A 12,063-nucleotide genomic window follows, 5' to 3' on the forward strand; every position below is an offset into this window, starting at 1 on the left:
ATCAAACTTTATTCCAAAGTAACATTATTTTTAGAAATTAACTTTAAAAAATCATACTCTCATCAAAAAACGGCTTCTCAGATTTCGATATAACCAATGTTTATTCAAAAGTGAGTGACATAAGACCTAAATAACAAAGGATGTGTTGTAAGTGGAAATAAGCGGTTTAAAGTGAGTTAAGGATGTTAATAAGAATTTTTTATAAAATATCTGAAAAACAAACAAATAACCTTGTAAGGTTATTTTATAAAGATAAGGAGTGAAAATGTTGGAGAATACAGTAAAAGAAATCATTGATGATTTAGAGTATCTGTTCAGGAATGGAGAAATTGGCATGGAAGTAAGGAATCCGGCTTACTATCAGAGGTTTTGTAAAGTACTGGATGCAACAGATATGCGCTATGATTTACACATTCACGAATATGATGAGGATTCTCTAGTTGTTAAATTAGTGTAAAATACAAATGTTTTAAGGGGTTAATTTTCTTGAAGTATAAAAAGGAAATGGGGAGGAAAAGGATATGAAAATTGGTACATCTGAATGGCTTTCTCTTAGTAAGGATATTAAGCTGAAGTTAATCCGTTTGGCTGTCATAGATAGTAAATTTAAGCAAGCAAAATAAAAATCCTTCACTTGCTTAACAGCAAACAAAGGGCTTAGTTAATGAGTGACTGAAGTAGAAGGAAATCTAGTCCATTTCCTTCTTTATTTATTGTAACATAAAAGGAAAAGCACAAACAAAGGAGAATTCCCATGAAAGAAATTGATAAATACATGACACCATCTGAAGCAGCTTTTTATTGGGGGATTCTTCGTGAGACAATTAAGAATAAATATAGCCCCTCTCTAATGAACGAGAAGCAAATAAATGATTTAGAGCGCATGTTACAAGAAGGGTTAGTGAAGTACTTTTTGCATCCTGAAGGGAAGCGTAAGGAATGGATTATAAGCCGACAGGCAATGTATGAATGGTTTGGAGAACCAAAGGACAAGTAAGAAAGGATGATAAAAATGCAAGAGGAAACATTTTCTCTGTGGGGAAGTTTCAAGAGTGCATTTAGTTTGATTATTTGGTTTTGGATTGTTATGTTTTTGCTATTTGGTGAAAGCTTGTTTCAATAGAATCAAGTCGAAAGTCTAAATACCCTTAGGTAGCTCTCATAGGTGTAAAATCTATGGGGCTTTTTTTAATAAGGGAAACATAAAATTTCACGTACCGTAATGTTTAATAAAAAAACAAACTACATAATCAATAGTCTACATTTAATTTTATGTTGAATTAATCTGCTAAATGGATACTGTAGGGGTATGTGTAGCAATGGAACAAAATCACGCAACAAGCATTAGCGGACATTATGAACCTGTTCCTATAAAGAATCAGGTTCTTTTTTGATTTGGTTGTTTTCTTCATATATTAATGTACGTAATTGTCCATCTTTTACTTCTTCTGTGAGAATAAATGAATACCGACCTACTATATTAATATGTTTATGTCCTAATAGGGGTCACCATACCATTTCGGGAAAATTGTACGTTTAGACATATTTTGGACACATTTTAATACATTCTTTGTAAAATATCATAATTTTTGATTCCTTTGATTGACTTTTACTATCTATTTCTCATGATTTCAGTGAAAATGAGAAATATGCCAGTATTTCAAACGGGAGGAAACAAGAATGAAATGTTATCAATTACATTTGGAATTAGTGGGATGTCCTTTCCCCATTTGGAGAAAAGTTATTTTACCAGCAAAATTAACTTTTGATGATTTACATGACGTGATTCAATGTTTGTTCCAGTGGGAGCACCAACATTTGTTTGAATTTACTGTAGGTAAATATGTCATCTCAGCCCCACCTGATCTGAGCATTTCCTTTTCTACATTGGGAATGACTACGCCTTCTCCGATGCTACATGCAAATAAAACTATGTTATTTGAACATATCAAAAAAAAGGATCAGATTTTTCAATATGTATATGATTTTGGAGATCATTGGTTGCTACAGATTCAAGTTGAAAATGTACTAGATCAATCTTCTGATGAAGTAACGTGTATAGGAGGAAAAAATGCAGCCCCTTTAGAAGATATTGGAGGCATTCCAGGATATCTTGAATTCTTAGAAGCAATAAAAAATACTTCACATCCACAACATAAACTCTATTCGGAATGGGACTTATTAGATTTTGATTCTTCTTTCTTCGACATACAAGAAGTGAATAAAGGATTAGCCTATTGCGATTGACTCATAAGTAAAGGGGTTCTGAAGCATGTTAAAGTAGATTCTAAAAAGATAAATGAATTTATAGATAATAGCAGAGGAGATCAAGTTATCATTGCGAAAGAGAATCTAGAAAATGCTAAAAAATCTTATGTTTCGAAAGGCGCAAAAGTCGGTGTTTTCACAAAAATTCAGCAACCGGAATTGTCATATAGTGCTTATGATTCATTTACGAAAAAGTTTTATGCAGCAGTCGTACCTGGCTTATTCGGAGCAAGTAATGAAATCTCTGTTTCTTTTGAAAATAAAAATTCCAAACAAACACAACAAGTAACATTAGTGAGAAAGGGAAACGTGTATGAGTCTAAAGAAACTGTAAGTTTGAATGATTTCAATCCATCACAAAAAGTTACATTTGAAATCAATGATGCACAAAAGAAACTTCCGACACAAAAAATCTCTACAGTTGTTACGTATAATAAAGAATATGAAAATTATTTGACCCATCGATTCAGCGACGAACTTATTGTAGAAGGAACTCCTTATACTCTGCAGCTTAGTGGAAAGCCTGTGCTCAGTTATAAAGGAAATGATAAGTGGCAATACCTTGCGTCTGGTGGGAATTACACTCAACCAGTTAATGTAATTATTGAAAGAAAAGGGCAGCCTAAACCTGGACAACCAATCAAAGCAGGTGAAGAGTTACACATTAAAGTTCAAAATAGTGCTTATTCAGGCTATGAATATTTAAAACTTCAAGATAAGTATATCCATTTTGACCAAAAACAAAATGCAAGTACTTTTAAATTTAATCATGCACATAGCCCTGGCTACCTTGATTACCAGAGAGAATGGCACCTACAATCTGATGGTAACAAGTTAGGGTTTTCTACTTATGACGCTGGTTATATCTCATATGGTAATGATAGAGAGACATATGGTGGTAGGTTTGAAGATAAATGGAGTCTCGTCAAAGCTAAGTAAAAGGGAACGGTTTTGTTGCAAAGTTTAAAAAAACATCGGTAATGGACTGAACCCAAAAAGTTAGAAACAAGAATGTAGGCTGCTAATAGGGAATGAGTTCTATATTGAACTCATTCCTTTTAATGTATCCCTCATTCGTTTGTACTTGTAATCATGTATGTAAAAACCCATAGCTAAAGCAGTGGTTTTTTACTATAAAGATCTTGGAAAACAGATACACAATAAAATCGATCCTGACAAGATAAATAAGTAATGTCTGTAATAAAAAATCTGATTTAAATTTTCGATTTATATGATTGGGATACTACTATTTTAAGTGTTTATCTAGTCATATAAGTAATCAAATACTAAATTTATCATCTAGATTATATTGGCACTTTTAATCGTTTTCAGTGACCATAAGACCAAAGTGTAGGATTCTGATTTAGATCTACGATTAGTCGTTACATCTTTCTATCTGAATTTTATATCTGTATTAGATGAAAGCATATAAGAGCACCTTTTGTATTATTGGTGAAAAGAAGAGAGGATTACAGATGAAAAAAAGAATTTTAATCGTAGAAGATGAAGAAAATATTCGAGAAGTATGCAAACGGTATTTAGAAAGAGAAGAATATGAAGTATATACCGCTGTAAATGGCACAGAAGGTTGGGATTTATTCCTTACGTATCAACCAGATTTAATTATTTTAGATTTGATGATGCCGAAAAAAGATGGATGGGAATTATGCGAGGAAATTCGTCAACAATCAAATGTACCTATTATTATGTTAACTGCTAAAGGCGAGGAACGGGATCGAATTTTAGGACTAACAATGGGTGCAGATGATTATGTAACAAAGCCGTTTTCCCCTCGTGAATTAGTACTAAGGGTTCAAATTGTACTAAGAAGAGTCAACCAGATACCGGTACAAGCAAAAGAATCCTTATCAGAAGTGATAGAATTTCCGGATTTGAAAATTTATCCAAAGACGCGATGTGTATTGGTTTGTGAACATGAAGTGGATTTAACAACGAAAGAATTTGAGGTACTTTATGTCATGGCAAAGCATCCAAAACAAGTATTTTCTCGCTCACAACTTCTTGAACGCATTTGGGGTACTGAATATGAAGGGATTACAAACACAGTCACCGTGGTAGTGAGCCGTTTACGTGACAAGCTGGAGAAACATACGATAAAGAATCGTTGGATTCATACAGTTTGGGGCATAGGATATCATTTTGAACCAAATGGAGGAAATGAAACATGAGATTACGTATTCAATTGTTACTGATGAATGTATTAAGTACCAGTATCATGGTACTTGCTATATGGTATAGTGAGACGAAAATGTTACTTGAACCAGAACAAACAAGGCTATTAACAATAATTGCGGTTGTGGCATTTATAATTTCTACGTTTATTTACTGGTTAATGACACGCCCTATCATGAGATCTATCAAAAATTTAATGGCATTAACGAAACAATTTAGTGATAGACAATTTGAAACAATGTATATAATTGGAAAAGAACCACAGGAGTTTAAAGAATTAGCAACAGCCTTTCAACAGATGGCAAAAAAATTAGAAGAAGGGTTTACTAGGTTAGAAGAAGGAGAAAATGCACGTAAGGAGCTGCTTACAAATATTTCACATGACTTACGAACGCCTATGGCTAGCATACAATTGATGATAGAAGCGTTACAAGATAACCTGATTGAAGATCCTGAAATGAGAAAGCAATACTTAGCGACGATCTTAAAAGAAATAGAAAGATTAAGTGGATTAATCAATGACTTATTTGAACTTTCAAAGTTAGAGTTTGAACAAGTAGATTTTTATCCAAGTTTCACACATATAGATAAAGTTCTATTAGATGTATTAGAGTCACATTCTGTCTTATTAGAAGACAAACAGATTGATTTACAATTGCAGGTTCCTGATAGATTACCCCGACTATTAATTATGCCGTGTAAAATAGCAAGGGTCATAGGTAATTTGTTAGATAATGCTATTCGATATTCCCCTGTCTCTGGAACAATTGAGTTGATTGTTGAGGAAAATAAACAAAATCAACAAGTCCAGTTCATTTTGCGTGATGAAGGAGAAGGAATTTCTCCAAATGACCAACTACGCGTATTTGAACGCTTTTTTAGGACAGATCAATCAAGAAGTTCACAATCTGGAGGATCTGGTCTTGGATTAGCCATTGCAAAATCATTGATTGAAAAGCACAAAGGAGAAATTGGTGTGAGAGATCGCGCAGATGGAAAACAGGGAAGTGAATTTTGGTTTACTCTTCCCATCACATCAGAAAAAAATAAGAACGCTGAAAGACTTTTGTAACATTTATGAAAGAGAAATGAAAGACCTTCTTGTTAACATACTACTACACAGTATATTAACGGAGGTCTTTTACTTTATGAAAAGAAAATATATATGGTTTATAGGTGGATTTATAATTGTCATGGGAATGTTATGGTCTTTGTTCCGACCGGAGAAATTATTTATTGATAAGCAAGTGAATGAAGCGTTGCCACAGACAGAAATGCAATCAATGAAAACAAAACAAGCTCAAGAACAAGTTCAGGATCAAGTTCAAGATCAAGTTATAAGTGCAGGTCAGTTTCAAAACGGTGTCCATGAAACAACTGGAACAGCAACAATCTATCAATTAGCGGATGGAAAACGTGTTTTACGACTTTCTAATTTTTCAACATCTAACGGGCCAGATGTGCGAGTAGTATTAGTTCCTACAGATCGTTTAAAAAATAATGAAGATGTGAAAAACCACCAGTATATTGAATTAGGAAAGTTAAAGGGAAACAAAGGCGACCAAAACTATGAAATTCCTGAAGGGATAGATGTAAGTACATATGGCTCGGTTTCTGTTTGGTGTAAGAGATTTAATGAAAACTTTGGTGCTGTGTATTTTAAAAAGTAAGCAAGAAGGTTCTGGTGCAAATATATGAAGAAGAACAAAATAATAATAGATTCCTAGCAGAATCATATCTTATGTCATAAAATTAAATACTTGATGAATGAACTCTTTCTGATTTTGAATAGACTGATGCCGTAAATGAATCTGACCTTTTTTAATCATATGCATGGCTTCCATACCAATTAATATAGAAGTTGCTGTTTTAAATGATTTGAACCCTAACATAGAGTGTATACGCTTCTTAATAAAACGATAATCTTGTTCCACAATGTTATTAAGATATTTTACCTGCCTTATTTGGATGCCTACGGGCATCTTTTTCTCTTTCTTCAACTCTTCAATTGCCATAGGATAGGCTGGGTTCTTGTCTACTGTGATAACACGGGGCTTTGAAACATGAAAAGACCGCAAAGCTTTCTTGAAAAAGCGCTTTGCAGCCTTATGATTTCTTGTTTTATTTAAATAAAAATCAATCATATTTCCTTGTTTGTTTTAAAATGACGCCACACTCTCTCATTTAATTCAGGACTATACTAATGAATCCAACGCATGATGGTCGTATGAGCAATATATCATCCAAATAAAAGGAATCAAAAATACTATCACATTTAATATTATCCCAATCTTTGCTCCAGTATTTTTATCTACTATATGAGACAAAATAGCTAAGAGAAATCCAATTGGACAAAGAAATATAGGTAAAAAAATAGAGAGTCCTGGAATTACAGTTAAAGTAATTTTGTATATAAAGTTAACATTGAATATAATCAATAAAACCGGTATTAAAATTGATATAAATGTACCTATCCTATTTTTTTTACCATAATACCCTCTTTTTTAATTAAAATAATCTATATTTTGGTTCTGGTGCAAATATATGAAGAAGAGCACGGATACTAGTAGGTTCCTAGCGGAATCGTATTTTATACTATAAGTCCAAACACTTTAAACGGTTCCCTGTACGTTATGTTAATCCAATAAAAAGATAAATGGCAGTTCCCCAGATAAACAGGGCGGAGCGTAAGGTTGTATGTTTCTTTTATAGAGATGTACTACTTCAGGTACCGTCAATATTTTTGTGTAAATAAAGAATTCCTTTTCTTGCAGAGGAGAGGGTTCTTTATTTTTTATCTTCAAACATAGCTGTTAGTTCTGATCGAGCTTGATCGAAACCTAAGTGACAACGAGTTGTGAAACGCTGATTGTATGTTTCAAATTGTGAAACAAGGAATCTTTCTACCAATTCTTCATTAGGAAATTGTTATTTGCGCTTCTTTCCCCTACTTTTTTCTTGTTATATAAAAACTATATAGTAAACATGAAATTGAAAAAGTTAGACGGAACATCCTTTTAGAGACTGAATTTCCCTTCAACTAATTCCTACATAATATAAGTAAAAAAGAGATAAGAACACTATTATTAGTGCAGTTTCAAGATTAGATTTATATAGGAAACTACAAGACAAAGTATAAGAAAAAACACCCGCCGAAATTGGAGAATTTTTCAGATGTAGTGGGTTATTCTTTGAAGCGTTTCCGTACGTCTTTAATTCACGAAAAAAATGTCGAATTTATGCGAATTTTGTTGTTTTATTTTATTTCTAGTGATAAAATCTTAATTATAGAGAGAGTGGACACAAACCCCTTCGGATTTAATTTTCTGAAAATTTAGAATTAATATATTTTTATTGTTTGTGCACTTTCCAACTCTACTCTTTCGTTTTTCTATCCTACGGAAAAAAAACGAATTATTATGATTCAAGTCGTTTTTTTTCGTGAAAGTTTTATTTATCATTTTAGATGTAACACGATGAACCGTAACGATAATAACTAGTGGTAAAAAACTATAGAAGAATTTTTTCCTTAATTGAGGATTACCACATTATTAAATGAAATTTGATTTAATAAGTTTCAAAATATATAAATATATTTTGAATTTTGTTATGATTCCATCCGATAATGAAATTCGATAAAGGCAAAATTAGTGAAAGTTAATGGCGCAAAGCTATAGGGACTAAGGTGCATTGCACTATGTCAGCCAGTTGCCGAAAGGTTAGGAAACTACCAAATTTTATTCATGTTGGCTGTTTAATTCCTCATGCCTTTAGGTGTGGGGAATTATTTTATATAAAGGAAGATAATGCAGCAGTCAAAGGTTAAAAACAAAACAAGGGGGACTTATTTTGAAAAAGATTTCATCTTTATTATTAACTATGCCAATTATTTTAGGGAGTGTTGCTACGATTCCGTATACAAAAGTTTCAGCTGCAACGGTGCCATCCAATCAAGAAACATTCAATCTAGAAACATTGAACCAAAAGACAGATCAGGCAATTGCAAATGGTAATTTTGAGGGTCATTTGAGTTATCTCAGTGCGTATCTGAATGTAAAGATTGGAAATATCACTGGAGCGGGTTTACAAAATAAGCTTGCAGACCCAGCATTTTCAGCAGCTTTGGCTCAGTGGCAATTGATCTCACAAACAGGTGCTGCAGCAATGAATACATTCGCTAAAAAAGATGCTGAGCATCAGAAATTTATTAGCTGGACTATGAAAAATACAGATGTGATGAATACATACCTTGAAGGTGGCAGTCCCACAGGAAACAATCCTGTAAATGCACTTGAGATATGGAATACAATATGGAATGCGGATGCAGATTCTCACCAAGGATTGTATTTAAAATTAGCTATAGCTACATCGTTAGCTCATGCTGAACCTATAAAATATTGGACAAACAATAAACCTATTAATCCATTAACAAGGTACCAACATTATAAATTAGCAGATCAAAATAGTGAGTTACTTCCTTGCTTTAGAACATATGATGTTTGGCATTTAAGATTAGTAGTGAATACTTGGTCACCAGAAGAAGATTTAACATGGGCAAGAAAAATGATTAATACGGAACATCCCGAATTGAAAAGTCAAGATAAGATAGGAACAAGTGCATATTTGATTCAGTATGTAACAAACAACAAAGATGGAGTTAGCGTTCAAGCTGGAAATGATGCATTCTATGGTTTAGGTTGGAATCTTTCCTCAATTTACAGAAATGGTGCGGTATGCGGTGGTATTTCAAAGTTTGGTGTGCAAGTAAGTCAAGCCTTTGGTGTGGCAGCCATGCCTGTTACACAGCCTGGACATTGTGCACTCATATGGAATGACAAACCATCTTCTTGGAATTTAGGAAATGATATATTTGGATGGGGAGAATCGGGCCGTCATGATGTAACTGTTATTCCATGGTCAGATAATAGTTTGAAAAATCAAGTACCGAACATATTATTATTTGAAAATGCTGAACGTGATTCAGTAAAACTAGATCAATCAGAGCGATTACGTTGGTTAGCGAAAGCGATATCTTCACCAGCTAAGAAAAGTGCAATTTATAAAACAGCTACTAATATTCTACCAATTAATGTTTTAGTATGGAAAGATTACGTTTCTCTCATGTTACAAAATCCAAATGTAACAGATGCTGAGTGGCAAGAATTAAATAACAGTATCGTTTCTTCTTTTGCTAATGAACCAAGACCGATGATGGATCTTCTTGCTCAAATAAAAAGCCATGTTCTGAATACAAGTGATAGAGCTAAGCTTCAGCAATATACTTTAAATATATTAAATGCATTCTCGACAATAACGAATGTCAATGAGAAACAAGTAGCTAATAATATAAAAGCCCAAATGCCAAGTTTAGGATTGTGCCTTGCTACGTTTAGTTTTGATGGAGCAAATGCAGGGAAATTAATGGGAATAAAAACTGATACGGAATACAGTATTGATGGTGGAAAAACGTATAAAGCTGCTACAAGCAATGATATGCTTCTGAGCAATGAAGAAATCTCAGCAATCAATTCAACAGATGGTATTTTAACAAGAGTGATTGGAACAGAGCAGCCTTTATTAATTCCAATTGGAAAAGCTGGTAAAGTTAATGTTTATGCAAATGATGATGAGAACTCAGTTTTTGGTCTAGACGGTACGATGGAATTCAGCATCGATCAAGGTTCACATTGGACAAAATATAATCCAGCTGCTCCTAATTTACCGAATTTAACAGGAAATGTTACGTTAACAGTTAGAAAATTTGCTACTGGTTTAAATCCAGCAGGCGATGCTGTTAACTTAAAGTTTACTGATACTTCTGTAGCAGGATTAATACCGCGCCAAAACTTATCAATTGCAGGTTTCTCAAGTCAGCAAGATTCAGATGGTAATGCTGCTACAAATGCAAATGATGGAAACCCTGCAACAATGTGGCATACGTTTTGGAATGGAAGCGATAAGGCTCCATACATTACGCTAAAGCTTAATGAAGTTACTAATATATCACAATTAGCTTATGTTCCAAGACAAGGTGGCAATCCTAATGGTAACATAACTAGTTATAATATATACACAAGTATGGATGGAATTAACTTTACAAAAGTTGCAACTGGAACGTGGGAAGATAATAATCTTACAAAGAATGCAAGTTTCAGTAAAGTAAATGCTCAGTATGTAAAGCTTGAAGTTGTATCAGGACACGGTGGATTTGCTTCAGCTTCAGAAATAAAGTTATATAAAAACTAATTGAAAGATGAATGGGGACTGTAGCAAACATATTTTATATGTTTCCTACAGTCTATTTTTTATGTGCTCAAAACAATGATTTATGCGTATCAGATTCTGTAGAAGTAAAAATTGCCAGAGCAATAAAATCAGCATCGCCTTTAGGAGCACTTTTAGTGTTGCTTTGAAATAAAGTTTAATCAAACTTTATTCAAAATCCACAAGATCCCTCAAATTTCATCCAATCTGCTATTCTTATAAATATAAAATGGAAAAATAATATAAATTCACAATAATTTCATGGGGATTTTTCGTATCAAAAGGTATACTTTATCAATACAAGTTTTTACTGTATATATTAAAATGAGAATACCCTTTCAAAGTATGGCAACTCCTTTCACCAATCGTGGAAGGAGTTTTTTTCTGTTTGTAAAGGTATAATCTTGCTTTAGGTTATGCCCATCTCTTCTTACAATGACAAATATATCAACAATATTTCATATCACATTAAATGATTTAAATGTTAAGAAATATAAAATTGAATAGAGAAATATTAAATGCCAACTAAAAACGAACGTATTTTTGTAAAACAGGTTGAAAATTTATGTTAAATAGGAATATAATAAGAACAAACGTTCTATGATGTAGGATAATGCGGTGTATGACTATTCACTTTGCCTAGACCTTGTGTCATTTTTCGCATCCGTTTCTTGCGTGAAATTAGGCTATGATCCACTACAAACAAAGTTAGCAGTAGTTAGCGATACGGCAAGACCAGGTTCTGTTGTTTTAGCTGCTACTAAACCGCTAAAACTATTAGGTATAAAGCAGGGCAGTCGGCTATACGAACTAGCAAATATACCAGGTGTGCTAGTTGTGAATCCGCAGATGGATAGGGGTACAGCCGAGATACGTGTAAAAATAGGTCATATATTTACTTTTATTTCCAATCATATTTAGAATCTGATTTTTTGTTTTTTAATGATTGTTATATCGATAATTAATGATTTTAATTAGTCGGTTTTGCTTCAATGGAGTATCCCCCTTGGTAATTTTAATTCAGTAAAAGTATAATTTATTATTACTTTTACTACTTCAGTTGCATAGCCGTCCCCACCACCATTGCGGAACAAGAACATCGTTTTATAAAAAAAGGATCCGTTCCATGTTGGGATTGAAATCATTTCGAACAGTCACCTATATATTAAGTGGTATCGAAGCTATGCATATGGTTAAAAAAGATCAACCTTATTCAAAAAAACTCTTGAAAACGTTATCAAACATAGTTATAATACAAGTGGATAAAGATAAACAGTAATTGAATACTTTTCACATAGGATTGTGACTGTTCGGCAGGCAAAACCTAAATTCATACCA

The 12,063-nt window shown here is 33.2% G+C and carries 7 protein-coding genes, 5 pseudogenes and 1 riboswitch; of the genes and pseudogenes, 10 read left to right on the forward strand and 2 right to left on the reverse strand.

All coding sequences use genetic code 11. The features are described from left to right. Positions 1 to 268 precede the first annotated feature (268 nt). From V7038_RS14955 to V7038_RS14985, 7 genes and pseudogenes are all read left to right on the forward strand, one after another. Positions 269 to 457 (forward strand): hypothetical protein, encoded by a 189-nt coding sequence (locus V7038_RS14955; protein WP_002107188.1) that lies wholly within the window; start codon positions 269 to 271, stop codon positions 455 to 457. Between the two features lie 297 nt (positions 458 to 754). After that, positions 755 to 997 carry a DNA-binding protein gene (locus tag V7038_RS14960; RefSeq protein WP_335470698.1) on the forward strand — a complete coding sequence of 81 codons (243 nt, stop codon included), beginning with the start codon at positions 755 to 757 and terminating at the stop codon, positions 995 to 997. 683 nt (positions 998 to 1,680) lie between these two features. Then, positions 1,681 to 2,247, forward strand: a complete 567-nt coding sequence (locus tag V7038_RS14965; RefSeq protein WP_078180830.1) for a plasmid pRiA4b ORF-3 family protein — start codon at positions 1,681 to 1,683, stop codon at positions 2,245 to 2,247. A 15-nt stretch (positions 2,248 to 2,262) separates the two neighbouring features. Then, positions 2,263 to 3,207 (forward strand): annotated as a pseudogene (locus V7038_RS14970) (binary toxin-like calcium binding domain-containing protein); the annotation flags it as partial. 536 nt (positions 3,208 to 3,743) lie between these two features. After that, on the forward strand, positions 3,744 to 4,457 hold the full coding sequence (locus V7038_RS14975; RefSeq protein WP_335470701.1) for a response regulator transcription factor: 714 nt from the start codon (positions 3,744 to 3,746) through the stop codon (positions 4,455 to 4,457). Continuing rightward, positions 4,454 to 5,533 (forward strand): sensor histidine kinase, encoded by a 1,080-nt coding sequence (locus V7038_RS14980; protein WP_335470703.1) that lies wholly within the window; start codon positions 4,454 to 4,456, stop codon positions 5,531 to 5,533. The genes V7038_RS14975 and V7038_RS14980 overlap by 4 nt, the downstream gene beginning before the upstream one ends. 76 nt (positions 5,534 to 5,609) lie before the next feature. Then, on the forward strand, positions 5,610 to 6,131 hold the full coding sequence (locus tag V7038_RS14985; RefSeq protein WP_078180832.1) for a DM13 domain-containing protein: 522 nt from the start codon (positions 5,610 to 5,612) through the stop codon (positions 6,129 to 6,131). Between the two features lie 69 nt (positions 6,132 to 6,200). Here V7038_RS14985 and V7038_RS14990 read toward each other — a convergent pair. Both V7038_RS14990 and V7038_RS14995 read right to left on the reverse strand, forming a co-directional pair. Continuing rightward, positions 6,201 to 6,697: pseudogene (locus V7038_RS14990) on the reverse strand (IS6 family transposase); the annotation flags it as partial. Between the two features lie 551 nt (positions 6,698 to 7,248). Beyond that, a pseudogene (locus tag V7038_RS14995) lies at positions 7,249 to 7,389 on the reverse strand (IS256 family transposase); the annotation flags it as partial. Positions 7,390 to 8,091: 702 nt separating this feature from the next. Beyond that, a riboswitch (cyclic di-GMP riboswitch) is annotated at positions 8,092 to 8,177 on the forward strand. A 133-nt stretch (positions 8,178 to 8,310) separates the two neighbouring features. On the opposite strand from V7038_RS14995, the gene V7038_RS15000 reads away from it, so the two are divergent. The 3 genes and pseudogenes from V7038_RS15000 to V7038_RS29550 form a co-directional block, all read left to right on the forward strand. Beyond that, positions 8,311 to 10,707, forward strand: a complete 2,397-nt coding sequence (locus tag V7038_RS15000; protein ID WP_335470706.1) for a discoidin domain-containing protein — start codon at positions 8,311 to 8,313, stop codon at positions 10,705 to 10,707. A gap of 636 nt (positions 10,708 to 11,343) precedes the next feature. Beyond that, positions 11,344 to 11,580: pseudogene (locus V7038_RS15005) on the forward strand (DNA repair protein); the annotation flags it as partial. Between the two features lie 227 nt (positions 11,581 to 11,807). After that, positions 11,808 to 12,004, forward strand: a pseudogene (locus tag V7038_RS29550) (hypothetical protein); the annotation flags it as partial. Positions 12,005 to 12,063 lie beyond the last annotated feature (59 nt).

It is taken from the genome of Bacillus sp. JJ783, assembly GCF_036963225.1.
Taxonomy (GTDB): Bacteria; Bacillota; Bacilli; order Bacillales; family Bacillaceae_G; genus Bacillus_A; species Bacillus_A cereus_U.